At 72.2% G+C, this 25,354-nt stretch carries 23 protein-coding genes, 1 pseudogene and 1 riboswitch; of the genes and pseudogenes, 8 read left to right on the top strand and 16 right to left on the bottom strand.

Going from position 1 to position 25,354, the window contains the following annotated elements; genetic code table 11:
• Positions 1–43: 43 nt before the first annotated feature.
• Together OHT74_RS31335 and OHT74_RS31330 are read right to left on the bottom strand one after the other, a co-directional pair.
• Positions 44–1,216, bottom strand: coding sequence for an acyl-CoA dehydrogenase family protein (locus OHT74_RS31335; protein WP_266669035.1), 1,173 nt, complete (start codon positions 1,214–1,216; stop codon positions 44–46).
• A gap of 429 nt (positions 1,217–1,645) precedes the next feature.
• Positions 1,646–2,179, bottom strand: a pseudogene (locus tag OHT74_RS31330) (TetR/AcrR family transcriptional regulator); the annotation flags it as partial.
• A gap of 99 nt (positions 2,180–2,278) precedes the next feature.
• Between OHT74_RS31330 and OHT74_RS31325 the strand changes: the two are divergent.
• Both OHT74_RS31325 and OHT74_RS31320 read left to right on the top strand, forming a co-directional pair.
• Positions 2,279–2,959 carry a DUF6230 family protein gene (locus OHT74_RS31325; protein WP_328622012.1) on the top strand — a complete coding sequence of 227 codons (681 nt, stop codon included), beginning with the start codon at positions 2,279–2,281 and terminating at the stop codon, positions 2,957–2,959.
• Entirely contained in the window at positions 2,950–3,801 is an 852-nt protein-coding gene (locus tag OHT74_RS31320; protein ID WP_328622011.1) for a DUF6114 domain-containing protein, read from the top strand. The genes OHT74_RS31325 and OHT74_RS31320 overlap by 10 nt, the downstream gene beginning before the upstream one ends.
• A 131-nt stretch (positions 3,802–3,932) precedes the next feature.
• On the opposite strand, the gene OHT74_RS31315 is transcribed toward OHT74_RS31320, so the two are convergent.
• The 3 genes from OHT74_RS31315 to OHT74_RS31305 form a co-directional block, all read right to left on the bottom strand.
• Positions 3,933–4,103 carry an SCO1431 family membrane protein gene (locus tag OHT74_RS31315; protein WP_328622010.1) on the bottom strand — a complete coding sequence of 57 codons (171 nt, stop codon included), beginning with the start codon at positions 4,101–4,103 and terminating at the stop codon, positions 3,933–3,935.
• A gap of 126 nt (positions 4,104–4,229) precedes the next feature.
• Entirely contained in the window at positions 4,230–4,658 is a 429-nt protein-coding gene (locus OHT74_RS31310; protein WP_266669029.1) for an SPW repeat protein, read from the bottom strand.
• Between the two features lie 96 nt (positions 4,659–4,754).
• Entirely contained in the window at positions 4,755–6,173 is a 1,419-nt protein-coding gene (locus OHT74_RS31305; RefSeq protein ID WP_328622009.1) for a peptidase C39 family protein, read from the bottom strand.
• A gap of 182 nt (positions 6,174–6,355) precedes the next feature.
• Between OHT74_RS31305 and OHT74_RS31300 the strand changes: the two genes are divergently transcribed.
• Both OHT74_RS31300 and OHT74_RS31295 read left to right on the top strand, forming a co-directional pair.
• Positions 6,356–6,991: a uridine kinase family protein gene (locus OHT74_RS31300; RefSeq protein ID WP_328622008.1), complete on the top strand. Its 636-nt coding sequence runs from the start codon at positions 6,356–6,358 to the stop codon at positions 6,989–6,991.
• Between the two features lie 378 nt (positions 6,992–7,369).
• Positions 7,370–9,316 carry an AAA family ATPase gene (locus tag OHT74_RS31295; RefSeq protein WP_266669023.1) on the top strand — a complete coding sequence of 649 codons (1,947 nt, stop codon included), beginning with the start codon at positions 7,370–7,372 and terminating at the stop codon, positions 9,314–9,316.
• 45 nt (positions 9,317–9,361) lie between these two features.
• Here OHT74_RS31295 and OHT74_RS31290 read toward each other — a convergent pair whose 3' ends face one another.
• From OHT74_RS31290 to ribD, 10 genes are all read right to left on the bottom strand, one after another.
• On the bottom strand, positions 9,362–10,435 hold the full coding sequence (locus OHT74_RS31290; protein ID WP_266669022.1) for a hemolysin family protein: 1,074 nt from the start codon (positions 10,433–10,435) through the stop codon (positions 9,362–9,364).
• Positions 10,432–11,892, bottom strand: coding sequence for a hemolysin family protein (locus OHT74_RS31285; protein WP_328622007.1), 1,461 nt, complete (start codon positions 11,890–11,892; stop codon positions 10,432–10,434). Before OHT74_RS31285 ends, OHT74_RS31290 begins: the two co-directional genes overlap by 4 nt.
• 286 nt (positions 11,893–12,178) lie before the next feature.
• Positions 12,179–12,643, bottom strand: coding sequence for a PH domain-containing protein (locus OHT74_RS31280; protein WP_266669018.1), 465 nt, complete (start codon positions 12,641–12,643; stop codon positions 12,179–12,181).
• A 52-nt stretch (positions 12,644–12,695) separates the two neighbouring features.
• Positions 12,696–13,544, bottom strand: a complete 849-nt coding sequence (gene hisG, locus OHT74_RS31275) for an ATP phosphoribosyltransferase (RefSeq protein ID WP_266669016.1) — start codon at positions 13,542–13,544, stop codon at positions 12,696–12,698.
• A gap of 76 nt (positions 13,545–13,620) precedes the next feature.
• Positions 13,621–13,902 (bottom strand): phosphoribosyl-ATP diphosphatase, encoded by a 282-nt coding sequence (locus OHT74_RS31270; protein WP_266631220.1) that lies wholly within the window; start codon positions 13,900–13,902, stop codon positions 13,621–13,623.
• Between the two features lie 35 nt (positions 13,903–13,937).
• Entirely contained in the window at positions 13,938–14,423 is a 486-nt protein-coding gene (gene ribH, locus OHT74_RS31265; protein ID WP_328622006.1) for a 6,7-dimethyl-8-ribityllumazine synthase, read from the bottom strand.
• 66 nt (positions 14,424–14,489) lie between these two features.
• Positions 14,490–15,788, bottom strand: coding sequence for a bifunctional 3,4-dihydroxy-2-butanone-4-phosphate synthase/GTP cyclohydrolase II (locus OHT74_RS31260; RefSeq protein ID WP_266669012.1), 1,299 nt, complete (start codon positions 15,786–15,788; stop codon positions 14,490–14,492).
• Positions 15,785–16,438, bottom strand: a complete 654-nt coding sequence (locus tag OHT74_RS31255) for a nicotinamide mononucleotide transporter family protein (RefSeq protein WP_328622005.1) — start codon at positions 16,436–16,438, stop codon at positions 15,785–15,787. Before OHT74_RS31255 ends, OHT74_RS31260 begins: the two co-directional genes overlap by 4 nt.
• On the bottom strand, positions 16,435–17,073 hold the full coding sequence (locus OHT74_RS31250) for a riboflavin synthase (RefSeq protein WP_328622004.1): 639 nt from the start codon (positions 17,071–17,073) through the stop codon (positions 16,435–16,437). The genes OHT74_RS31255 and OHT74_RS31250 overlap by 4 nt, the downstream gene beginning before the upstream one ends.
• Positions 17,074–18,150, bottom strand: a complete 1,077-nt coding sequence (gene ribD, locus OHT74_RS31245; RefSeq protein WP_328623429.1) for a bifunctional diaminohydroxyphosphoribosylaminopyrimidine deaminase/5-amino-6-(5-phosphoribosylamino)uracil reductase RibD — start codon at positions 18,148–18,150, stop codon at positions 17,074–17,076.
• 235 nt (positions 18,151–18,385) lie between these two features.
• Positions 18,386–18,515: riboswitch (FMN riboswitch) on the bottom strand.
• Between the two features lie 280 nt (positions 18,516–18,795).
• On the opposite strand from ribD, the gene OHT74_RS31240 reads away from it, so the two are divergent.
• From OHT74_RS31240 to OHT74_RS31225, 4 genes are all read left to right on the top strand, one after another.
• Entirely contained in the window at positions 18,796–21,189 is a 2,394-nt protein-coding gene (locus tag OHT74_RS31240; protein ID WP_328622003.1) for a chitinase C-terminal domain-containing protein, read from the top strand.
• Between the two features lie 102 nt (positions 21,190–21,291).
• Positions 21,292–22,203, top strand: coding sequence for an RNA polymerase sigma factor SigJ (sigJ, locus tag OHT74_RS31235; protein WP_328622002.1), 912 nt, complete (start codon positions 21,292–21,294; stop codon positions 22,201–22,203).
• 54 nt (positions 22,204–22,257) lie between these two features.
• Positions 22,258–23,025 (top strand): SDR family oxidoreductase, encoded by a 768-nt coding sequence (locus OHT74_RS31230; protein WP_328622001.1) that lies wholly within the window; start codon positions 22,258–22,260, stop codon positions 23,023–23,025.
• A gap of 138 nt (positions 23,026–23,163) precedes the next feature.
• Positions 23,164–24,153, top strand: coding sequence for a magnesium transporter CorA family protein (locus OHT74_RS31225; RefSeq protein ID WP_328622000.1), 990 nt, complete (start codon positions 23,164–23,166; stop codon positions 24,151–24,153).
• Positions 24,154–24,172: 19 nt separating this feature from the next.
• Here OHT74_RS31225 and OHT74_RS31220 read toward each other — a convergent pair whose 3' ends face one another.
• Positions 24,173–25,333 (bottom strand): ROK family transcriptional regulator, encoded by a 1,161-nt coding sequence (locus tag OHT74_RS31220; RefSeq protein WP_267000585.1) that lies wholly within the window; start codon positions 25,331–25,333, stop codon positions 24,173–24,175.
• Positions 25,334–25,354: the final 21 nt, after the last annotated feature.

The following is a 25,354-nucleotide window of genomic DNA, read 5'->3' as shown; positions in this document are numbered from 1 at the left end:
GACGCGGGGCTGCGCCGGCCCGGAGCCGGCGCAGCCGTCGCCGTCAGCGCGACTCGGGTCCTGCCAGGTGGCGGGCGATGACCATGCGCTGGATCTGGTTCGTGCCCTCGACGATCTGGAGGACCTTCGCCTCGCGCATCAGCCGCTCCACCGGGAAGTCCGCGGTGTAGCCGTAGCCGCCGAGGACCTGGACCGCGTCCGTGGTAACGGCCATGGCTGCGTCCGTGCAGAACAGCTTGGCCATCGCCGCCTGGCGGGAGAACGGCTTGCCCGCGTCGCGCAGTCGCGCCGCCGCCAGGTACAGCGCCCGACCGGCCTCGATCTTGGTCGCCATGTCGGCGAGCATGAAGCGCAGGCCCTGGAAGTCCGCGATGGGGTGCCCGAACTGCTTGCGGTCCAGGGCGTACGCCAGGGCCTCGTCCAGGGCGGCCTGCGCGACGCCGATGGCGCAGGCGGCGATGCCCAGACGGCCCGCGTCCAGCGCGGCCAGCGCGATGGTGAAGCCCTGGCCCTCCTCGCCGATGCGGCGCGTGTCCGGGACGCGGACCCCGTCGAAGTGCAGCTGGGCGGTGGGCGAGCCCTTCATGCCCATCTTCTTCTCGGGGACCGCGGCCGTCAGGCCCTCCGCGTCGCCCGGCACCAGGAAGGCGGTGATGCCCTTGGGGCCCTCGCCGCCGGTGCGCGCGAGGACGGTGTAGAAGTCGGCGACCCCGCCGTGGGTGATCCAGGCCTTGGTGCCGGTGATGATCCAGTCTTCGCCGTCGCGTACGGCCTTGGTGGTCAGCGAGGCGGCATCGGAGCCCGAGGCGGGCTCGGACAGGCAGTACGCGCCGAGCAGGCCGCCGCCGAGCATGGCCGGCAGGTGGGCCTTCTGCTGCTCCTCGGAGCCGTATCCGGCCAGGCCGTGGCAGGACAGCGAGTGCACGCTGACGCCGAGCCCGACGGTCAGGCGGGCCGCTGCGAGTTCCTCCAGGACCTGGAGGTAGACCTCGTACGGCTGCTCGCCGCCGCCGTACTCGCCTGCGTACGGGAGACCGAGCAGGCCGGCTTCCGACAGCAGGGTGAAGATCGCACGCGGGAACTGCCCGGCGTCCTCCTCGTCGGCGGCCACGGGACGGATCTCCCGCTGGGCGATCTCTCGCACGAGCGCGAGGAGGTCCCGGGACTCCTCGGTGGGCAGCTGTCGGTCCACCGGCTGCGGGGCGCGGTCAGTCATGGCGGCGCTCTCCTCCCTCGTCGGGCACGGCGGCGACGCGTGAGGTGTGGGACGCGCCGCCGGGTCTCGGTGCTCTCACAGCCGATACTGCCCTCCCGGATCACGGAAGGGGCAGTTCAGTGGCTGCGGCGGCTTGAGTATGCCCGATCAGGAGCGTCCCGTCACCGGGGCAAGATCATCGGCTTTCTCGAACGCCTCTTCGGGAAGGGGTGGCGGGGGACACTCCGGGACGAACTCCCCGATCACCGTCAGCGTCGCGCGCAGCTGGCGCACGAGCAGGGCGCCGAGCCGGGCCCGGTCGGGCTGCCGCGACGCGGCCTCGGCGTCGGCGTCGGGTTCCGCGTCCGGTTCCGCGTCGGCCTCGGCGCCGGGGTCCACCTCGGCATTCGCACCCGCACCCGCATCGGAGGTGACAGCGTTGTCGGAGGCTTCCGCAGGGGCGGCCAGGCCGCCGATCCACTCCAGGGTGGTCCCCTCGACCGCGGACAGCCAGCCCACGAGCGCGAGCCGGGCGATCGGCGGGATGGTGCGGCGCCCGTACGCGCCTTCGGCGATGGTGGCCACCAGCTCCTCGCGGACCGTGTCGCGGATCGCGAGCACCTCGGCGTCGGAGCCGACTCCCCCGGTGACGATGGTCCGGTAGGCCGCCTGGTGGTGTTCGGCGTAGTACAGATAGCCGTCGATGGTGCGGCGCACCCGCTCGGCGTTGGGCAGGTCCGGCTCCCCGGCGGCGCGGGCGACGAGTTCGGCGACCGAGTCCTCGACGATGGCGAGGTAGTAGCCGCGCTTGCTCTTGAAGTAGTAGTAGATCAACCCCTTGGCGACGCCCGCCTGTTTGGCGATGTCGTCCATGGAGAGCACGTCGTACGAGGTATCGGCGAACAACTTGCGTCCGGTTGCTATGAGTTCGGCCCTGCGGACCTGCGAACGCCCGGTCGCACCACGCTGTTGACTATTATTCAAATTCGGCCCTAGCCTCGAACTGCCACAGGATGCCCGCAGTATGGCAGACCTGCCTCATGCACTTCCCTGCGCACCGGACGACGTGCGGGAGGCACTTCCATGAGCACGAACAGGGGCACGAGCAGGGGCAAGATCAGGGGCACGGACCCGGCCACGGACAAGGCCACGGACCACGGCACGACCGGCAGACGCGAAGGCCGGGTCGACTGGGGGAAGCCGGCCGCCGTCGCGCTTCCCGCGGTGGTCGCGGTCGGGGCGATGGCCGTGGTCGTGGCGCAGGGCGCGCTCGCCGCGTCGTTCGCCGTCTCGGGGACCGGCTTCCAGGTCTCCTCCTCCAAGTTGAGCAGCAAGGGCCTGGCCTCGTACGTACAGACGGACCGCTCCGTCGACGGCAAGGGCCATCCGGTCGCGCTGCTGGGCATCGGGGAGGCCACCCTCACCGACATCTGCCAGTCCGCCGAGGTGGACACCCCGGTGGGCAAGGTGGTCTTCAAGCTCACCGCCGGCGGCCCGGCCGGGGAGGTCACGGCCGGCAACCTGGTCATCGACGGCGAGGACCTCGACGGCGACGCCACCTTCGCCACCGCGCAGATCGGCCGGGACGCCTCGACCCTCGACCGGGTGGACGGGGTCAAGGGGGAGCCCGGGAAGTTCGGCCTGCAGGCCGGGAACATCGAGGTCGTCGGCGTGAAATCGCACGCCTGGTCCGCGACCGGCGGGAACTTCCGTCTCAAGGGCATGCGGGTGAGCGTCGGCCTGGACGGCAAGAAGTGCTTCTGAGCCCTCGGCCGCGGCTGCCACTGGCCCGGCAGCGGCGCCGGCTTCGCGCCTGGCGCCGGACCCGGCCGTTCTGGGGCGGGCTGCTGGTGCTCCTGGGCGGGGCCGAGCTGGTGCTGGTCCCGCTCTCCCCGCTGACCGTGCTGGTGAGCCTGGGTCTCGGCGGGATCGCGGCGGTCGGGATCGGCGTCGCGCTGATCGTGGCGGGCCTGTTCCTGTGGTTCCTGCCGCAGGCCCGGGCGTATGTCTCGGTGCACGCCCTGCTGCTGTCGGCGCTGTCCTTCGTGGCGACCAACCTGGGCGGGTTCCTCGTCGGCATGCTGCTCGGGATCGCCGGGAGCGCGCTGGCCTTCGGGTGGACGCCGCTGCCCGACAAGGCGGCGGGCGAGGAGGGTTCGTACGAGGAGCCCCCGTACGCACAGAGGCCGCGCGGCACCGGTCCGCGCACCCTGGCCGCCGTACTGCCGGTGCTGCTGGCGGCCGCGTTGGTGACGGGAGCCCCGCCGGCCAGGGCGGCGGCCTCGCCCCAGGGGCCGCCGACGGTCACCCGGACTCCCCCGACGGTCACCACCTCGCTCTTCGCCCCGCAGGGCTTCGCCTTCGCGGGCGTCACCGAGGTCGCGACCGCCGACGGGCCGCTGAAGGTGCTCGTGCTGAGGATGCACGTCGCATCACTCACCGACTACCGGCTGCGCACCCGCGACGGCCGCGAGGAGTACGGGCTGGCCGCCACGTCCCTGGACCTGCGGGGCAATGTGACCTTGTACCTGACGAAGTTCAGCGGCTGCACGAAGGGCTGCTGTGCGTCACGTTCAGCCCGGACGGGCTGCCCGCTCCCCCGGTGATCCCGCCGTTCGTCTTCATGACCCGGGTCAGCGCGGAGCAGGCGCTGGTCACCTCGGACGTGATCGTCACCGACGGGCTGCGGCTGGACGCCTCGCGACCAGAGGGCCTCGGGTCACTACGGAGCCTCGGGTCACCAGGGAGCCTCGGGTCGGAGCCAGCCGACCTGGGTGACGAACATGGCGACGACGACCACCAGCGTCCAGCCGAGCACGTGCTCCAGCCACTTGGAGTGATCCTTGGGGCCGCCGGTGCGGACGAGGTTCCGGGCGCGGGAGGCGAGGGCGGAGCTGTATGCGGTCATGCCGTCCAATGTGACAGCGTTTGCGGCTTTCGCGGTAGAGACGCTCGCCATTCGTGGCGCGCATCACGTCCCCGCACGCCACCGGGCCCCGGCCGGCTTGCGGTCGGGGCCCGGCGCGTACGGAGGTCAGCCGGAGGCGGTGCGGTTGCGGCCCGCCATGCCCGCCATGGCAAGGGCGAGGCACAGGGCGACGCCGCCGGTGATCACGTTGCTGACCACGCTGCGGGTCGTGCTGACATCGCCGGCGATGACCCACGGGGCCACGATCGTCCAGGCTCCGATGGCGACTGCCGTCCACGCCATCGCGTGGGTGCGTTCATAAGCGGAGCCGAGTCCGCTCATGCACAGGCAGTACGCCAGGCCGGCGATCACGTTGTTGATCGCCAGCGAGCTGAGGCCGCTGAAGCCGGCGATCCACGGCGAGGCCGCCAGGTAGAGGCCCGTGACGAGGGCGAGTGCCTCCACGGCCTGCGCGGTGGGGGTACTGGTGACCCGCTCGAACCTCGAGCGCATCTCGGCGAGGTCGGGGTGGTGTTCGATGCTGTGGGTGGTCATGGCGGGCCGCCTCCTGTAGAAGCCTTTATGTGCCCTTTACGACCTTATGTTGCGCTTATCTGCGCCCCGGGTCAACGGGCAGTTCCGACACTCGGATCACAGCACTCCCACCGCCCGCAGGGCCGCGATCTGGGCGAGGCTCGGGCGGGCCGGGGCGTACAGGTAGCAGATGCCTCCGGAGCCGGTGACGGTCTTGCCGGCGGCGTTGTGGCGCTTGGTCCGCAGCCACGCGTTCTCCCACTCGCGCCGCTGGTAGACCCGCCGGACGGCCGTGTTGTCGCGAGAGTTCGGGTCGTTGGCGATCACGTCCCCGGCCGCGGTGAAGCCGATGACGGTCATCAGGTGGCCGGCGGTGCCGTAGCCCGCGCCCGTGAGCTCCTCGGTGCGGAAGGACTGCGAGGTGATCGCCGGGATGCCCGAGCGGACCAGGGCCTCCAGGTCCGCGAGGGAGCGCAGCCGGGTGACGACCCCCGCGAGCCCGCTGTAGGTGGCGGCGTACGCGGCGTTGAAGGACCAGTTGCCGCACCCCTTGTAGGCGCTGTCGTAGGTGGAGCGGGCCGCGTGGCAGACCTGCGGGTCGGCGTAGCGGGAATCGACCCAGGCCAGGTCCTCGGCCGCGGGCTTGCGGCCCCAGTACTCGACGACCATCTGGGAGGAGGTGGGGCTGCACCAGGCCTCACCACCGTTGTCGTACTGGGGGTACTGGCCGGTATGGGTCTCCTGCGAGTAGCGCGGGACCTTCAGCTCGTGGGCCGTGCCCGAGGGGGCGGAGGCGGGGACGGTGAACCGGTCCGGGACGTCGGAGACCATGGCCCCGGCCAGCCACACCGTCGGGCCCTGGGCGGTGCCCGGCTTGCGATGGAGGGTCAGGCGCAGCTGCCAGTCCGTGATCCGTACGCCGTTCGCCCGCGCGGGGGCGTCGACGGCCAGGGTGTCGGTCCACACGGTGGAGGTGCCGTCGGTCTGGCCGTCCACGGAGGTGCGCCGGATGTCGCCGTCGCCGGAGGCCCAGCGGCCCAGTACGTACCAGGGGGTGGTGGCGCCGGTGCCGTAGGTGGCGCGCAGTTCGACCTGGATCCAGGTGCCGGCCGGGGTGTGGGCGTTCCAGGACGCGATGGTCTCGGTGCCGGGCACGGCGGAGCGGTGCACGGGGGAGGTCCAGGCTGCGTACTCCCAGGTGCTCTTCTTCCCGGTGTGCGGGTCGGTGTACTCGGTGCGGCCGGCCGGGGCCGCGATCACCAGGCCGGGGCGGTCGCCGGCGAGGGCGGCGGTGCCCAGGTGCGTGCCGGCCAGCCAGTGCGCGTACGCGTACCAGAACCGGTTGTCGACCGTCCCGCCGGCGGCTTCAGCGGGCGCCGCTTCGGCCGGCCCACCGTCGGCGGCTCCCGTCCCGGCCTGCGGGCCGCCGCCTCCGTGCGCTCCGGCCGCCGAAGCCCTGCCGACGGGGACGGCCGCTGCGGTGGCCGCGGCGAGGGCTAGGGCCAGCAGGGCCCTGCGTGGTGTGGGTGCGGTCATCGGCGTGGCCCCCAGGGGTCGGTGCGGTGGATCGGCTCCTCCACCCTTCCAGTTCCCGCCCACCCGGCGGCGAAGCCGGGCCCCGTGTCGGGGGTGACGCGGGGCGCCGGGCCGGGGCCCGGGCCGGGGGGCTGCCGGGCCCGGCGGGGGTTGCCCGCTCCCCGGGGCCATACGCTGGCCGGGTGGAGCCTCAGCAGTCACTTCAGTCACTCGCGCGCGAACTCGCCGCCCTGCCGCCCTCCCTCGGCCCGGTCCGGCTGATCGGGATCGACGGGCACGCCGGGTCCGGGAAGAGCACGTTCGCCGGGCGGCTCGCCGAGGCGCTGGGCGGGGTTCCGGTGCTGCACCTGGACGACGTGGCCACCCACGAGGAGCTGTTCGGCTGGCCGGAGCGGCTGCGCGCGCAGGTGCTGGAGCCGCTGGCCGCCGGGCGGGCGGCCCGCTGGGCCCCGTACGACTGGGTGGAGCGCCGGTTCGGCCCGGAGCAGGTGCTGGAGCCGGTGCCGGTGCTGCTCATCGAGGGCGTCGGCGCGGGGCGGCGGGCGCTGCGCCCGCATCTGGCGCGGCTGCTGTGGATGGAGACACCGCGCGCGCAGTCCTGGGGGCGCGGGCGAAATCGGGACGGGCGTGAACTTTCCGACTTCTGGGACGGATGGGAGCGCGCGGAGCGCGCGCACTTCTCGGACGATCCTTCGCGCCCCTTCGCCGACACTTTGGTACGCCAGAGCGGTACGGGATACGAGTGGACTTCCGGGACGGATGCGACGGCCGGAAGGGCCGCTTCCGTCACCGAAGGTGACGGACTCCCCCGGGCCTGAGCCGCTCCGGAAAACCGCTTGCGCGGGCCTGGACCGACTTGCTTGACCTGGGCCCCGCACCGGCCTTACGTTCTGAATGCGCGGTCTTTCCAGGCCGCAGCGGACGCGAAGCCCCCGATTGTTCCCCCGTGATCGGGGGCTTCGTTCCGCCCCCGCCCGGCTCGGAGCCGGCGCCGCAGGGGCCCGACCTCCCCGAAACCTTCACCCTGAGTCACCTTGCGCGCCCCCGGAGCCCGGCCGACCGGTGCCCGCCGCACCCTACGTATGGTGCGTAGCCGCAGGTACGATGCATCCCTGATTTCATCGGCGCAGTGGACAACTCGCGGGCGCGACGCGGGGGTTGCTGTGCACCACGGGGGCAGGCTTGTGGGGGATGTGATGGATTTCGGCACGCCGGGCACGCACGCCCCGGCCGAACTCGCCTGGCTGCGCGGGGTGGACGCCTGCACGATGGGCGCCTATCCGCAGGCCGAGGAGGAGTTCCGGGCGGCCGTACGACTGGATCCCTCGATGGCCGACGCATGGCTGGGCCTGCACGCGCTCCGGGTGGACACCACGAACGCCTTATTGCGCATGTACGCCCACCGCGACCGCTTCGGCGAACAGCGGGCCCGCCACCGGCGGACGCTGAACTCCTGGTACTGGCTCGGCTGGTGGGTGCAGCCCGTCCTGGAGAGCCGGCGCGACCTCCTGCTGGCCCACGCCTCGCACTGGCTGGACGGCCGGCACGTCCCCGAACTGGACCAGGCACTGGCCGCGCTGCCGCCGGTGGACACCGATGCGCAGGTGCGTTTCCTGCACGCCTGCCGGTCCTACCTGGTCAAGGACTGGGAGCAGCTGGTGCGGCACACCGAGCCGCTGGTGGACGATCCGCTGCTGGGGATCGAGGCCGGCCTGTTCGGCGGGATGGCCCGGGTCCGCCTCGAGATGTACGGGCAGGCCGAGCCGATGCTGTCGGCGGCGCTGATGCGCTGCCGCAGCGAGCAGCCGCAGCGCAAGGAGCTGCGGTACTGGCTGGCGCGGGCGCACGAGGGGACCGGGCGCAGCGCGGCGGCGCTGCCGCTGTACCGGGCGGTCCACCGGGTGGACCCGGCGTTCATGGACACGGCGGCCCGGCTGACGGCGATCGAGGACAGCGACTACGTCGACGGGGCCGACGGATACGCCGGGTACGCCGCGTCCGGCTACGAGGGGTACGCCGGGCACGATCTCTCGCCGGTCGGCGGGGATTTCGCGGCGGTGGCCCTCGGCGGCGGCCCCGTCCAGGACATCGCGGCGGACGGGCAGGTGGAGCCGGACCCGCTGATCGCGCCGGAGCCGGATCCGCGGTTCGGGGCTCCGGGTACGGGCACGGGCCGGGCCGAGGGCGCACGCCGCAAGGTGGCGGTTCCGCCGCAGACCGCGCCCGGGGGGCTGCCGGCCGGGCCGGCCGATCCGGCGCTGCTCGCCCAAGCGCTCGCGGAGCTGGAGCGGATGGTGGGCCTGGAGCCGGTGAAGCGGCAGGTGAAGGCGCTCTCCGCGCAGCTGCACATGGCCCGGCTGCGGGCCGGGCAGGGCCTGCCGGTGCAGCCCCCGAAGCGGCACTTCGTGTTCTCCGGACCCTCGGGCACGGGCAAGACGACCGTGGCGAGGATCCTGGGCCGGGTCTTCTACGCGCTGGGGCTGCTGGGCGGGGACCATCTGGTGGAGGCCCAACGGGCGGACCTGGTCGGCGAGTTCCTCGGGCAGACCGCCGTGAAGGCGAACGAGCTGATCGACTCCGCCATCGGCGGGGTGCTGTTCGTGGACGAGGCGTACAGCCTCTCCAACACCGGCTACAGCAAGGGCGACGCGTACGGGGACGAGGCGCTGCAGGTGCTGTTGAAGCGGGCCGAGGACAACCGGGACCACCTGGTGGTGATCCTGGCCGGCTATCCGGCGGGGATGGACCGGCTGCTGGCCGCCAATCCGGGGCTGTCCTCGCGGTTCACCACCCGGGTGGACTTCCCCAGCTACCGGCCGCTGGAACTGACCGCGATCGGCGGGGTGCTGGCGGACGCGAACGGGGACTGCTGGGACGAGGAGGCCCTCGAGGAGCTGCGCAGCATCAGCGGGCACGTGGTGGAGCAGGGCTGGATCGACGAGCTGGGCAACGGCCGGTTCCTGCGCACCCTGTACGAAAAGAGCTGCGCGTACCGGGATCTACGGCTGGCGGGGTTCCCGGGCGAGCCCTCCCGGGACGACCTGTCGACGCTGCGGCTGCCCGATCTGATGCAGGCGTACGGGGAGGTCCTGTCGGGCCGGGGCCCGCAGGACCGCGACCGCCCGGAGCCGCCGCCGCTCTAGGCCCCGTCGGGGGTGCCGGGGCCGGAGCCCCGGCACCCCCACGGCTCAGACGCCGGCGGGGCTGGTGGCGATGGGGCCGGGCCGGCGGGCCGGGATGCGGTGCGCGGGGTCGCGTACCTCGCCCACGAGCATCTCCAGTACGTCCTCCAGGGCGACCAGGCCGAGCACCCGCCCGGCCGGATCGGCGACCTGGGCCAGATGGGTGGCGTCCCGGCGCATGACGCTGAGCGCGTCGTCCAGCGGGAGGGTGGCGGACAGCGTGGGCATACGGCGCCAGACCCGCTGGGGCACGGCCCGCTCCCGGTCCTCGAGGTCCAGCACGTCCTTGACGTGCAGGTAGCCCATGAAGGCGCCGTTCTCGGAGCGGACGGGGAAGCGGGAGTACCCGGTGCGGACCGTCAGCTGCTCGATCTGCCGCGGGGTCGCCGAGGGGCCGACCGTGACGAGCCGCTCCCGGGAGAGCAGGACGTCGGTGACCGGGCGGCTGCCCAGTTCCAGGGCGTCCTCCAGGCGCTCCTGCTCGCCCGGCTCCAGGAGCCCGGCCTGCCGGGAGTCCTCGACGAGCCGGCCGAGCTGGGCGCTGGTGTAGACGGCCTCGACCTCGTCCTTGGGCTCCACCTTGAAGAGGCGGAGCACCAGGTGCGCGCAGGAGCCCAGCGCGCTGGTGACGGGGCCGCACAGCCGGGCGAAGGCCACCAGGCCCGGGCTGAACCAGAGGGCGGTCTTCTCGGGCGCGGCCATGGCGAGGTTCTTGGGCACCATCTCGCCGATCACCAGGTGCAGGAAGACGACGGCGGCGAGCGCCACCGCGTAGCCGAGCGGGTGGATCATGCCCTGCGGGATGTGCGCCGCGTGGAAGAGCGGCTCCAGCAGGCGGGCCATCGTCGGCTCGGCGACCGCACCGAGGGTCAGGGAGCAGACGGTGATGCCGAACTGGGCCGCCGCCATCATCCGCGGCAGGTTCTCCAGGCCGTACAGCACCTGGCGGGCCCGCTTGGACTCCTTGGCCAGCGGCTCGATCTGGCTGCGCCGTACGGAGACGAGCGCGAACTCGGCGCCGACGAAGAAACCATTGGCCAGGACCAGGAGCAGGGCGAAGAGCAGTTGGAGGGCGTTCATCGGCCGGCGCCTTCCAGCTGGGCCGGCTGCGGCGACCGCGCGTCCGGGGAGGCCTGCCGGCCGGGCCCGGTGCGTACGGAGTCGTCCGCGTCGATCCGGACGGTGGCGCGGGCAGCCTCGGGTCCGGTCCCGTGGGCGGCGGGGACGGTACCCAGCCGGACCAGCCGGACGCGTTCGGCGCGGTTGCGGCCGACCTGGCGGACGGACAGCCTCCAGCCGGGCAGTTCGGCGCGGTCCCCGGGGGCGGGGATCCGGCCGAGCAGGTCGGCGACGAGACCGGCGACGGTCTCATACGGGCCTTCGGGGACCTCCAGGCCTATCCGGCGCAGGGTCTGCACGCGGCAGCTGCCGTCGGCCTCCCAGGAGGGGCGGCCGTCCTCGGCGGGAACGGCGGCCAGTTCGGGGCCTTCGTCCTCGGCGAGGTCGTGCTCGTCGCGGACCTCGCCGACGAGCTCCTCCACGATGTCCTCCAGGGTGACGACCCCGGCGGTGCCGCCGTACTCGTCGACGACCACGGCCATCGGCTGCTCGCTGCGCAGCCGCTCCAGCAGCGGCTGCACCGGCAGCGAGCCGGGCACCAGCAGCGGGGCGACGCAGATCCGGCTCACGGTGGTGCGGGCGCGCTCGGACTCGGGCACGGCGAGGGCGTCCTTGAGGTGGACGACACCGGTGACCTCGTCGATGCGCTCCCGGTAGACCGGGAACCGGGACAGCCCGGTGGCGCGGGTCAGGTTGAGCACGTCGGCCGCGGTGGCCGTGTGCTGGAGGGCGCTGACCTTCACCCGGGGGGTCATGACGTGCTGGGCCGTGAGCTCGCCCAGCGAGAGGGTCCGTACGAAGAGGTCGGCGGTGTCCTGTTCCAGGGCGCCGGCCTGGGCCGAATGGCGGACCAGGGAGACCAGCTCGCCGGGGGTGCGGGCGGAGGCCATCTCCTCGGCCGGTTCCACGCCGAGCGCCCGCACGAGGCGGTTGGCGACGGCGTTGAGGCCGGCGATGACCGGCCGGAAGGCGCGCGAGAAGACCTGCTGCGGGCCGGCGACGAACCGGGCCACCTGCAGCGGCCGGGAGACCGCCCAGTTCTTCGGGACGAGCTCGCCGACGACCATCTGGACGGCGGAGGCGAGCAGCATGCCTATGAAGACGGCGACGCCGGAGACGGCTCCCGCGGGCAGGCCGGTGGCCGCGAGCGGCCCGGTCAGCAGTCCGGCGAGGGCCGGTTCGGCGAGCATGCCGACCACGAGGGAGGTGATGGTGATGCCGAGCTGGGTGCCGGAGAGCTGGAAGGACAGCTCCCGCAGGGCCTCGACCACCGTGCGGGCACGGCGGTCGCCGTCGGCTGCGGCGCGTTCGGCCTCGGGCCGTTCCACGGTGACGAGGCCGAACTCGGCCGCCACGAAGAAGCCGTTGGCGAGGATCAGGGCGAATGCCGCCACGAGCAGGAGTAGCGGGATGGTCATGCCGCCGCCTCCGTGGGGAGGGCGGCGCGGGTACTACCGGACGATCCGTCCATTGCTGGAGGGAGTCACTCCTCAAGTCGCAGGTGCCCCCGGACCTCGGGGTCCCGGGGCCGGTGGGAGGGCGCACAGGTGCGCCCCGCCACCAGGGTAGTCACTGAGATCGCCGCCGCAATGGGACGCAGCGGTCGGCTGCGGCTCCGGTGCTTCGTACGGGAGGCGCTCAAGGCCCGTTCAGGGGCCGTTCGATGGATGTTCGACATCCGTTCCAGGTCCGCGCGACGGCGGCTCAGTGTTCGTGCGGCCCGGTTCCCCGGGCCTCGGCGAGCGCGCGCAGGGCGCGGGCGTCGCCGATCGCCTGCTGCTTGGCCACTCCTGGCTGGATGCCGAGGGCGGGCAGGCTCGTGCCGTCGCTGAGGTCCAGGAACACCCACGGGTCGCCCGGGCGGAGGTTCACGCGCAGGATCTGCGCCCACTCCAGGCGGCGGGTGCTGGTCAGGTTGACGACGGTGACGCCCGCCTCGTCCGCGACCACCTTGGGGCGGCTGAGCAGGACGAGCACGGAGGTCAGCAGGACGGCGGTGAAGATGAAGCTCATCCGCTCCCCCGGCCCGAGGTTCTCGAGCAGGAGGGCGATCGCCGTGATGGTGGCGAACATGGCGAGCCCGACGCCCAGCAGGACGGCCCGGGTGCGGGTCGGCCGGAAGGTGACCGGCAGGGCGGGCAGTGCGGGCTGGGCGGCGGACTCGGCCATGATGCTGGTGATGCCTTCTGCAGGGGGCGTACGGATCGGAAGGACGTACGGGTCAGAGGCGGCAGGCGTGGATCGAGGTGGTGAGGATCGCACGCGCACCGAGCTCGTACAGGTCGTCCATGATCCGCTGCGCCTCCTTGGCCGGGACCATCGCACGGACGGCGACCCATCCCTCGTTGTGCAGCGGGGAGATGGTCGGCGACTCCAGGCCCGGGGTGAGGGCGACGGCGCGCTCGAGGTGCTCGGCGCGGCAGTCGTAGTCCATCATCACGTAGCTGCGGGCCACCAGGACGCCCTGGAGGCGGCGCAGGAACTGCTGGGCCTGCGCGTTGTCGGCGTCGGCGCCGTTGCCGCGGATGACCACGGCCTCGGAGGTGAGGATCGGCTCGCCGATGACCTCGAGGCCGGCGTTGCGCAGGCTGGTGCCGGTCTCGACGACGTCCGCGATGACCTGGGCGACGCCGAGCTGGATGGCGGTCTCGACCGCGCCGTCGAGATGCACGACGGAGGCGTCGATGCCCTGCTCGGCGAGGTGCTTGGCGACGATTCCCTCGTACGAGGTCGCGATCGTCATCCCGGTGAAGTCCTCGGGGCCCTTCGCGGTGCCGGGCTTGGTGGCGTAGCGGAAGGTGGAGCGGCCGAAGTTCAGCGGGAGGATCTCCTCGGCGCTGGCGCCGGAGTCGAGCAGCAGGTCACGGCCGGTGATGCCGATGTCGAGCTTGCCCGAGGCGACGTAGATCGCGATGTCCTTGGGGCGCAGGTAGAAGAACTCCACACCGTTCTCGGGGTCGAGGACCACGAGCTCCTTGGACTCCTTGCGCTGGCGGTAGCCGGCCTCATGGAGCATCGCCGACGCCGCTCCGGAGAGTGAACCCTTGTTGGGGACGGCGATGCGCAGCATGGGGCTTCCTTCAGTGCGTGGAGTGCGAACGGTGTGGGTGAGCGGCGGGCGGGGGACCCGCGGGACGGGCTCCGGCCTAGAGGTGCGCGTAGACGTCGTCGAGGGAGATCCCGCGCGCGACCATCATCACCTGGACGTGGTACAGCAGCTGGGAGATCTCCTCGGCGGCGGCTTCCTTGCCCTCGTGCTCGGCGGCCATCCAGACCTCGGCGGCCTCCTCGACGATCTTCTTGCCGATGGCATGGACGCCCTTGCCGACGAGCTCGGCGGTCCGGGAGGTGCTGGGGTCGCCGTTGGCGGCCTTGAGCTGAAGCTCGGTGAAGAGCTCTTCGAAACTCTTGGAGGGTGTGTTCGCCATGATGGTCCTCAGAATACGGGGTCCCCCGCCGCCACTCAGCGCCAGGGTTCGCTGACGGACCGCAGGGTCGCAGCAGTCGAGACGGCGGCGATGACCGCTTCGTGTCCCTTGTCCTCGTTCGACCCCTCGAGCCCGGCGCGGTCCAGCGCCTGCTCGTCGTTGTCGCACGTCAGAACGCCGAAGCCGATGGGGACTCCGGTGTCGATCGACACCTGTACCAGGCCTTGGGTGACGCCCTGGCAGACGTAGTCGAAGTGCGGGGTGCCGCCGCGGATGACGACTCCGAGGGCGACGATGGCATCGTAACCGCGACCGGCGAGTACCTTCGCCACGACCGGGAGCTCGAAGCTGCCGGGGACGCGGAGCACGGTGGGCTCGTCGATGCCCAGCTCGTGCAGGGCGCGCAGGGCGCCGTCGACGAGGCCGTCCATGACCTTCTCGTGCCACTGGGCCGCGATGACGGCGACCCGGAGGTCTCCGCAGTTCCTGACACTCAGTTCGGGTGCGCCCTTGCCGCTCACAGCTGTGCTCCTCGGTTCTTCGTGGTTCGTGGTTCGTGGTGTGTGCTGGTGGTGGTTCGTACGTGCTTACTGGTTGCCGCAGGTGGAGGTGGTCACGGCCCGGTCCAGCCAGGGCAGGTCGTGGCCCATGCGGTCCCGCTTCGTGCGCAGGTACCGCAGATTGTGCTCCCCGGTCTCCGTGGGCATGGCCACCCGGTCGTTGACCGCGATGCCGTGCCGTACGAGGGCGGCGGACTTGTCGGGGTTGTTGGTCAGCAGCCGGACGCTCTGGACGCCGAGGTCGGCGAGGATCTGCGCGCCGGCGGCGTAGTCGCGGGCGTCGGCGGGCAGGCCGAGTTCCAGGTTGGCGTCCAGGGTGTCGCGGCCGCGCTCCTGGAGCTCGTACGCGCGCAGCTTGGACACCAGTCCGATGCCGCGGCCCTCGTGGCCGCGCAGGTAGACGACCACGCCGCGGCCCGCCTCCTTGATGCGGGCCATGGAGGCGTGCAGCTGGGGGCCGCAGTCGCAGCGCAGCGAGTGGAAGATGTCGCCGGTCAGGCACTCGGAGTGGACCCGGACCACGACGTCCTCGCCGTCGCCGATCTCGCCGTGGACGAGGGCGACGTGCTCGACGCCGTCGACGGTGGAGCGGTAGCCGTACGCCGTGAAGTCGCCGTGGGCGGTCGGCAGGGTGACCTCGGCCTCGCGGCGCACGGTCGGCTCGGCGGAGCGGCGGTAGGCGATCAGGTCCTCGATGGAGATGATCGTCAGGCCGTGCTTGCGGGCGAACGGGATCAGCTCGGGCAGGCGCAGCATGACGCCGTCCTCGCCGGCGATCTCCACGATCGCGCCGACGGGGCGCAGGCCCGCGAGGCGGGCGAGGTCGACGGCGGCCTCGGTGTGGCCGTTGCGGACCAGGACGCCGCCGGGCTTGGCGCGCAGCGGGAAGACGTGGCCGGGGCGCACGAAGTCGGAGGGCCCGGACACGCCGTCGGCGAGCATCCGCAGGGTGGTGGAGCGGTCGGCGGCCGAGATGCCGGTGGTGACGCCGTGGGCGGCACTGGCGTCGACCGAGACGGTGAAGGCGGTCTTCATCGACTCGGTGTTGTTCTGGACCATCTGGGGCAGCTCGAGCCGCTCCAGCTCGGGGCCTTCCATGGGGGCGCAGATCAGGCCGCGGCACTCGCTCATCATGAAGGCGACGATCTCGGGGGTGGCCTTCTCGGCGGCGATGACGAGGTCGCCCTCGTTCTCGCGGTCCTCGTCGTCGACGACGACGACCGGGCGGCCGGCCGCGATGTCGCGGATGGCCTGCTCGACGGGGTCGAGCCGGAAGACGGCTTCGAGGACGGCGTCGATGTCGGGCACGGGCTTGAGGGAGGTCATGCCGTTGCTCCTTCCAGGGCCGGGGCGGGGGTGGTGCGCGAACGCTGGTACCAGTCGTGGGCGCCCCAGAGGACGAGCGCGAAGTAGACGACGTAGACGAGGCCGGAGAAGGCCAGTCCGTTGGTGAAGGCGAGCGGGACGCCGACCAGGTCGACGAGGAGCCAGGCGAACCAGAACTCGACCAGGCCGCGGGCCTGGGCGACCATCGCGACGATTGTGCCGACGAAGATGTAGGCGTCGGCCCACGGGCTCCAGGAGAGGTCCGGGAAGAGCGTGAACAGGCCGCCGACGGCGAGGGTGCCGAGGGCCGCCCCGGCGAGGAGCAGTCCGCGCTCGGTCCAGGTCGCGGTGCGCACGGCGAGGGTGCCGTCCTGGGCCTGCTTCCTGCCGAGCTGCCAGGCGCGCCAGCCCCATGCGGCCACGCCGATGACGAGGAGCTGCTTGCCGACGCCGCCGGCGAGGTGGGCGGAGGCATAGGCGGCGATGAGGATCAGGCCGGACAGGAGCTGGGCGGGCCAGGTCCATAGGGAGCGGCGCCAGCCGAGGGCGAGGGCCGCCAGGCCCATCAGGTTGCCGATCATGTCGGACCAGATGACCTTCTGGCCGAAGACCGTGAAGGCCTCCGCGTTGAGCCAGGTCAGGGCGCTCACCGGTCGGCCTCCTCGTCTTCGCCGGAGGTCGCGGTCAGGGGGTTCACACCGGCGGCCAGCAGGCGTTCGACGTACTTCGCCAGGACGTCGACCTCGAGGTTGACCGGGTCGCCGGGCTGCTTGATGCCGAGCGTGGTCAGCGCGAGGGTGGTGGGGATGAGGCTGATGGTGAAGTAGTCGGCGGCGGCTTCGACCACGGTGAGGCTGACGCCGTCGACCGTGATGGAGCCCTTCTCGACGACGTACCGGGACAGGTGCGCGGGGAGCGCGACCTTGACGATCTCCCAGTGCTCGGAGGGCGTCCGGGAGAGGATCTCGCCGGTGCCGTCCACGTGCCCCTGGACCAGGTGTCCGCCGAGCCGTCCGCCGAGGGCCATCGGGCGCTCCAGGTTGACCCGGGAGCCCTTCTGGAGGGCGCCGAGGCTGGAGCGGTTCAGGGTCTCCTGCATGACGTCGGCGGTGAACTCGCCGTCGGCGGTCTCCACGACGGTCAGGCAGACGCCGTTGACGGCGATGGAGTCGCCGTGCTTGGCGCCGTCGGTGACGACGGGGCCGCGCAGGCGGAAGCGGGACGCCTCGGCGAGCTGCTCGACGGCGGTGACCTCGCCCAGTTCTTCGACGATTCCGGTGAACACTCAGTGCTCCTTGGGGGCGGTGGTGGGGGCGGCTTCGGGTACTGCGGTGATGCGGAGATCGGTGCCGACGCGGACGGCCTCGGTGATGTCGAGGCGTACCGCGTGGGCGATGTTCGTGATGCCGGCGTCGGCGAGGGCGGCGGGGCCGGAGCCGAGGAGGGCCGGGGCGAGGTAGCCGATGACGCGGTCGACGGCTCCGGCCTCCAGGAAGGCTCCGGCCAGGGTGGGGCCGCCTTCGAGGAGGACGGAGCGCACGCCGCGGGTGTACAGCCGGGCGAGCAGGTCGTGGACGGCGATGCGGCCGCCGTGCAGGGGCAGCCGGAGCAGCTCGACGCCCGGCAGGTGCCGGGTGTCGGCGTTCTCGCCGGTGACGAGCAGCGTGGGTGCGGCGTCGTCGAGGATGCGGGCGGTCGCCGGCAGGCCGGCGCGGGTGTCGAGGGCGACGCGCAGCGGCTGGGTGGCTCCCGCGATGCCGCGTACGGCCAGGTGCGGGTCGTCCTCGCGCAGGGTGCCGCCGCCCACGAGCACGGCGTCGGCCTCGGCGCGCAACCGGTGGACGTCGGCGCGGGACTCCGGGCCGGTGATCCAGCGGCTGCTTCCGTCCGCGGCGGCGCTGCGGCCGTCGAGGGTGGCCGCGTACTTCCAGGTCACGTGCGGGCGGCCGAAGCGTACGGACGTGAGCCAGGCGGCGTTGCCGGCCGCGGCCTCGGCCTCCAGGAGTCCGCCCTCGGCCTTGATCCCGGCGGCGCGCAGGGTGTCGGAACCGCCGCTGGCCTGCGGGTTCGGGTCTGCGACGGCGTAGAGCACGCGGGTGACGCCGGCCTCGACGAGCGCCTGGGCGCAGGGCCCCGTACGACCGGTGTGGTTGCAGGGTTCGAGGGTGACGTAGGCGGTACCGCCGCGGGCTGCTGCGCCTGCCGCGTGCAGGGCGTGGACCTCGGCGTGCGGGCCGCCGGCCCGCTCGTGCCAGCCCTCGCCGACGACGGTGCCCGCGGCGTCCGTGATGACGCAGCCGACGACCGGGTTGGGGCTGGTGGAGCCGAGGCCGCGGGCGGCGAGCTCGATGGCGCGGCGCATGGCCTGCGCGTCGGCATCGGCAGCGCCGACGACGTCGTGCGGTGCGTTCTCGGCGTGGTTCGCCACCGGGTCCTCCTGCCTCGATCGGGCACGGACTCCGGGGCCTGTCGGGATACGACAGATGAAGCGGTTCAGCACACACGGGGACGCCGAGGCCGAAAAAACGGTCCGCCCGGAGTATCCGCAGGGGATACGCCGATGAACCGCCGACGGCGGCGTACCGGTGACTGGCCCGCCGCGCACTGCCTCCCATCCGGACTTTCACCGTCGGTCCAGGAATTTCACCTGATCAACCGGCCGCTGGCTGCGGACGGGTCGCGGACTATACCGCCGGTTCGGAATTACACCGACCCCGGAGTGCGCTGCTTACTGGTACTGCTGCCAGTTTGCCACGGGTGATCCGAGGCCATGCGAGCGAGGGGCTGTGGCCTGGGTCACAGAGAGGGTGTTCCGCGGGAGTCTGTCAAGTACGCCTGCGATTGGTACAGACCTATTGACGAGGTGGTCTAGTCCTCTTAACGTTCCCTTCACCCTCCCCGGGAGACAGCCCGTCAGATGTGCGCACGTCACGGGCCAACACGCACCACTTTTCCGCCTGTTGTGCCCTTTCGTGTCCTGCCGTCCCTCCCCTCCCCAGGAGGCACCATGCCGTCCCCCACACGTACGAGAGCGATGCTCCTGGCATCCGGCGCCGCAATCGCCGGACTGCTGCTACCGGCACTGTCGACGACCTTCTCGCACGCCGCCTGGGGGTCCCCCCAGACGGAGTCCGGGGGAGAGGGCTGTCGCCCGGACGGGCTATACAAGACGGCCGGTGCCGACGTCCCGTACTGCTCGGTCTACGACTCCGAAGGCCGCGAGAAGATGGGCGCCGACCACCAGCGTCGCGTCATCGGCTATTTCACGGGGTGGCGTACCGGCAAGGACGGCACCCCCGCCTACCTCGCCAACAACGTCCCGTGGTCCAAGGTCACCCATCTGAATTACGCCTTCGCCCATGTGGGCGCCGACAACAAGATCTCGGTCGGCGCGGACAACGCGAACAACGCCGCCACCGGGATGACCTGGCCGGGTGTCGCGGGTGCCGAGATGGACCCGGCCCTGCCGTACAAGGGCCACTTCAACCTGCTGAACAAATTCAAGAAGCAGTACCCGAACGTGAAGACGCTGATCTCGGTCGGCGGCTGGGCCGAGACCGGCGGCTACTTCGGCGACGACGGCAACCGCGTCGCCTCCGGCGGCTTCTACTCGATGGCCACCAACGCCGACGGCTCGGTCAACCAGGCCGGCATCGACACGTTCGCGGACTCCTCGGTCGAGTTCGTCCGGAAGTACGGGTTCAACGGCGTCGACATCGACTACGAGTACCCGACCACCATGAAGGACGCGGGCAACCCGCTGGACTGGCAGCTCTCCAACGCCCGCCGGGCCGGGCTCGTCCAGGGCTACGCCGCGCTGATGAAGTCGCTGCGCGAGAAGCTCGACCGCGCGGGCGCCGCCGACGGCAAGCACTACCTGCTCTCCGTCGCCGCCCCCTCCTCCGGCTACCTGCTGCGGGGCATGGAGACGTTCCAGATGCAGAAGTACCTGGACTACGTCAACATCATGTCCTACGACCTGCACGGCGCCTGGAACGAGTACGTCGGCCCGAACGCCTCGCTCTTCGACGACGGCAAGGACGGCGAACTGGCCGCCGCCGGCGTCTACTCCACGTCCCAGTACGGCGGCATCGGCTACCTGAACTCCGACTGGGCCTACCACTACTTCCGCGGCTCGATGCCGGCGGGCCGCATCAACATGGGCCTGCCGTACTACACCCGCGGCTTCAAGAACGTGCAGGGCGGCACGGACGGCCTGTGGGGCAAGGCTCCGGCGACCACCTGCCCGGCCGGCGCGGGTCTGACCAAGTGCGGTGACGGCGCGGTCGGCATCGACAACCTGTGGCACGACCTGGACACCAACGGGGCCGAGTCCCCGGCGGGCTCCAACCCGATGTGGCACGCCAAGAACCTGGAGAAGGGGGTCGTCGGCGACTACGCCACCAAGTACGGCTTCCCGGCGAACACCACGCTGACCGGCACCTACGCCCGCAAGTACGACTCCACCCTGGTGGCGCCGTGGCTGTGGAACGCCCAGAAGAAGGTCTTCCTGTCGACGGAGGACGAGCAGTCCGTCGCGGCCAAGGCCGACTACGTGGTGAACAAGGGCATCGGCGGCACGATGGTCTGGGAGCTGGCGGGCGACTACGGCTACAACTCCGCCAAGGGCCAGTACGAGATGGGCGACACGCTCACCTCCCTGATGTACGACAAGTTCAAGGCGGCCGCGCCGTACGGCGCGAAGACGGCGGGCAGCGCGCTGCCGGCCCAGGCCGTGGACATCAAGACGGAGTTCACCGAGTTCAAGCTGGGCGACTCCAACTACCCGATCACCCCCAAGCTGAAGATCACCAACAACACGAAGACCACGCTGCCCGGCGGCACCGAGTTCCAGTTCGACTACGGGACCTCGGCCCCGGCCAACGCCTCGGACCAGTCCGGCTTCGGCACCAAGGTGATCAGCACCGGCCACAGCGGCAGCAACGTCGGCGGCCTGAAAGGCGACTTCCAGCGGGTCTCGCTGAAGCTCCCGGCGTGGCAGACGCTGGCTCCCGGCGCCTCGGTGGACCTCGCGTTCAACTACTACCTGCCGGTGTCCACGCCCTCCAACTGGACGGTGAACATCTCCGGCACCACCTACTCCCTCGCCGGCGACCTGGCACGCGGCACGACGGTGACGGAGCCGGGCACCACCCAGCCGCCGACCACCCCGCCCACCACCCCGCCGACCACTCCCCCGACGACGCCGCCGACCACGCCCCCGACCACGCCGCCGGGCGGGACCTGCACGAACCCGGCGTACGTCGCGGGCACGGTCTACAACGGCGGGACCGTCGTCTCACACAAGGGCCACAACTGGAAGGCGCAGTGGTGGACCCAGAACGAGGAGCCCGGCACCACCGGTGAGTGGGGCGTCTGGAAGGACCAGGGCGCCTGCTGACCCCGCGTCGGTGCCCGTAGGTGAACGAACGTGAGGACCCGGTGGCCCGGCGGCCACCGGGTCCTCGCACGTGCCGCCGCGGCCTCCTCGTAGGCTGCTGCGGTGATCACACAGGACGCCGCGCCCGGCGCGGACTTCGAGGACCACCGGCCCCGGATGTTCGCCGTCGCCTACCGCATGCTCGGCTCCGCCGCCGAGGCCGAGGACACCGTCCAGGACGCCTGGCTGCGCTGGAGCTCCGCCGACCGCGGGGACATCGAGCACCCCGGGGCCTGGCTCGCCAAGGTCGTCACCCGCCTGTGCCTGACCCGCCTCACCTCGGCGCGGGTCCGGCGCGAGGAGTACGTCGGCCCCTGGCTCCCGGAGCCGGTCCTCACCGGGGGCGGGGTGCTCGGCCCGCTGGAGTCGGCGGAGCAGCGGGACAGCGTCTCCATGGCCCTGCTGTTGCTGCTGGAGCAGCTGACGCCGGTGGAGCGGGCGGTGTACGTGCTGCGCGAGGCGTTCGCGTACGGCCACCGGGAGATCGCGGGGCTCCTGGACCTGACCGAGGCCAACTGCCGGCAGCTCTACCGGCGGGCCGCGGGCCGGGTGGCCGCGGGCCGGGTGGCCGCGGGCCGTGCGGCCGGGCCGCGCCCCCGTTTCCGGCCGGATCCGGCGCAGTGGCAGAGCCTGGTGGAGGCCTTCCTGACCGCGGCGCACGACGGCGACCTGGCCCGGCTCGAGGGCATGCTGACCGCCGACGTGCAGTACGTGGCGGACGGCGGCGGGATCGTGGGCGCCGCCCGGCGGCCGATCCTGGGTCCGGACAAGGTGGCGCGCTTCCTGGTGGGCGCGCTGCGCAAGTACGCGGCCGGCCTGCCGGTCTCGTTCGCGGAGGTCAACGGGGAGCCCGCGCTGATCGTGGGCGGGACGGTCCTGCAGGTGGAGATCGAGGACGGGCTGGTCCGCGGGCTGCGGAGCGTGGTGAATCCGGAGAAGCTGGAATTTCTTCAGCGGCAGCTGTCACATTCCTGAGGGCTGTCCGGTCTCGGCTGGTGAACGCACCCTTCAGGGAAGGAAACGGACACCATGAGCACGATCCTCGTCACCGGAGGCACCGGAAACCTCGGCGCGCTGGTCGTCACCCGGCTGCGGGCGGCGGGCCACGACGTACGGGGCCTGAGCCGGCGCGCGAAGGACTACCCGGTCGATCTGCGGGACGGCAGCGGGCTGGACGCGGCGATGGCGGGCGCGGAGGTGGTCGTGCACTGCGCGAGCACCCCGCGGGGCGGCGACGACGTGGCCGCCGGGCACCTGATCGAGGCGGCCCGGCGGGCCGGGACGGTCACGAACATCGTCTACATCTCGATCGTCGGGGTGGATGTGGTCCCGTTCGGCTACTACAAGGTGAAGTACAAGGTCGAGCGGATGCTGGAGGCGTCAGGGCTGGGCGTGACGATCCTGCGGACCACGCAGTTCCACGACCTGGTGGCGATGGCGGTGGACGCGCTGGCGAAGGTGCCCCTGGTGCCGCTGCCGCTGCCGAAGGGGGTCAGGGTGCAGCCGGTCGCCGTGGAGGAGGTCGCCGACCGGATGGCGGAACTCGCCGTCCCCGGCCCGGCGGGCCGGGTCACGGACATGGGCGGTCCGGAGATCCACACGCTGCTGGAGCTGGGCCGGTCGTACCTGGCGGCGACGGGGCGGCGGCGCAAGATGTTCCCGCTGCCCCTGGCGGGGAAGGCGTACGCGGCCTTCTGCCGCGGCGGCAACCTGACCCCGTCCCACGCAGTCGGCAAGGGCACCTTCGCCGAGTTCCTGGCGGCCCGGGCCGCCAGGGCCGCGGAGGCCAGGGGCTGAGCCGGGGCCGGGGCCGGCGGCAGGGCGGGGATCGCGGCCGCCATGTGGAGTCATCGGTGCGCTTGTCCGGACCCCGTGGGGAACAATGCGATAGATATCGTCACAAATGACCCACGGCATGATCCACGGTGAGGGGCGATGATCGTTTCGGTGGTGTCCATGCCGGAGGGCGTCGCGCGGCGCACCCCGGTGTCGGAGGCCCGTGAGCGTCTCGCGGCAGCCCGTTTCCTGTTCGTGGACGCGGAGCTGCCCGAGGAGGACACCCCCGGCGAACAGCCGGTCGCCCACCTGCTCGGCCTGGAGGCCCAGGACCTGGAGTGGCTCGGCCGGGAGAGGGAGTCCACCCGCGCCGAGTTCCTCGGCGACAGGGCCGCGTTCGTCGTCCCCGCGGTCGAGGCGGGTCAGGTCATCCACCTGCACGTCGTGGCCACCGAGCGGTATCTGGTCACGGTGCACCGGGGACCCGCGGGGGTGGTGGAGAGCCTCATTTCCCGCTTCCCCCACGAACGGCCCCCCGACTCCGTGGCCACGCTGTTCCTGCTGCTGGGCGAGGCCCTGGAGACGTATCGGCACGCTGCCGTCCAGGCCCTCCTGGAGGTGGAGGACCTGGAGGACGAGATGTTCCGGCAGCGGGAGCCCGAGCAGCTCTACCGCCTGGCGCGGCTGCGCCGGACCGCGGCCCTCCTGCACCACACGCTCCTCCCCTACCACCAGGCGGCGGACGAGACCATCACGCGCAGGGTGCTGAACCCCAATTTCCCGCAGGAGCGCCAGCGGCTCGCCCGTGAGTACCAGCGCACCTCGAGGCTGGTGCTCACGGAGATCGAGGCGCTCCAGGAAGCCGCCCGGCGGGGCTTCGCCACCTACTCCTCGCTGGTGTCCGGCGAGCAGAACGGCGTGATCAACCGTCTGGCGATCGTGTCGACGATCTTTCTGCCGCTGAGCTTCCTCACGGGGTTCTTCGGCATGAACTTCGCTTACCTGACGGACGAGTTGGAGAGCGGGGCCGTCTTCTGGCTGCTCGCCGTGGGCCTGCAGGTGGCCTTCCTGGTCGTCGCGCTCTACGTGCTGCACCGCACCCGCATCTGGCGGAGGCTGCACGACGACGAAAAGATCGACGACGAGTAGGCCGTCGGTCCGGTGCGGCTCAGGGGGCGAAGAGTTCGGACTGTGCGGCTTCGCGGGCCGCCAAACGGGCGCCCGCGAGGACGGCCGGGTCGCCGAGGGCGGTGGCACGGACCTCCATCGGCACCGGCGTCAGCGTGGCCAGCCGGCGGCCGACCGCGGCCGCCAGGCCGGCGCCGCCCGCGTGGCCGAGTTCGCCCGCCAGGACCAGGCACCCCGGGTCCAGGACCGCCGCGACGGCCGCCGCGCCCAGGGCGAGCCGCTGCGCCAGGGCCTCGAGGAAGGCCTCGCCCGCGGCGCCCGCCACCGCCTCCTGCACCGGCCCGGCCCAGCCGTGCTCCGCCGCGAGCGTGGCCACAGCCCCCCGGCCGACCAGCGCGTGGAACCCGCCCTCGCAGTCCGTGGCGGAGGGCAGCGGGCCCGGGCCCGGCACAGGCAGGAAGCCGATCTCCCCCGCCCCGCCCGACGCGCCCCGCCGCAGCCGGCCGTCCAGGACCACCGCCGCGCCGACGCCCGCACCGAGCCACAGCAGCACGAAGGAGTCCAGGTCCTGCGCGGCGCCGACCCGCTGTTCGGCGAGGGCCGCGAGGTTGGTCTCGTTCTCCACGACCACCGTGGCCGGCAGCCGCCGCCGGAGGGCCGCCACCAGGTCCTGGTGCCAGGACGGCAGGCCCACGGTGCTGCGCAGCACCCCGTCCGACGGGGCCACCAGGCCCGGGGCTCCGACCACCACGGTGTGCAGCCGGTCCGCGCCGGCCTCCCGCGCGAGCGCCTCGAGCAGGTCCACGGCCTCGTCGACCGCGTCCACCGGGAGCGCGGCCTGGGCGAGCGGGCGGCCGAGCAGGTCCGCCACCACCGCGGTCGCGCTGTCCGTCCGTACGTCCAGGGCCGCCAGGTACGCGCGGCGGGCGACGATCCCGTACACCCGGGCATTGGGGCCGCGGCGCTGTTCGCCCGACTCCCCGACGACCTCGATCAGCCCGGCCCCGGTCAGCCGCTCGACGAGATCGGCGACCGAGGGGCGGGAGAGGCCGGTCATCGTCTTGAGCTGAGTGGCGGTCAGCGGCCCTTCCTCCTGGAGGAGTCGCAGGGCGAGACGGTCGTTGATGGCCCGGGCCGTGCTCGGCGACGCGGGCGACGGAGCGGCGGGGGCCAGGGCTTCGGCAGGAGTCACGGCGCCCATCCTAGGTAGCTCCACCCAACT

Origin of the sequence: Streptomyces sp. NBC_00354, from assembly GCF_036106915.1 — a bacterium.
In the GTDB taxonomy this organism is placed as follows: domain Bacteria; phylum Actinomycetota; class Actinomycetes; order Streptomycetales; family Streptomycetaceae; genus Streptomyces.
This window is presented reverse-complemented; position numbering and strand designations above follow the sequence as displayed.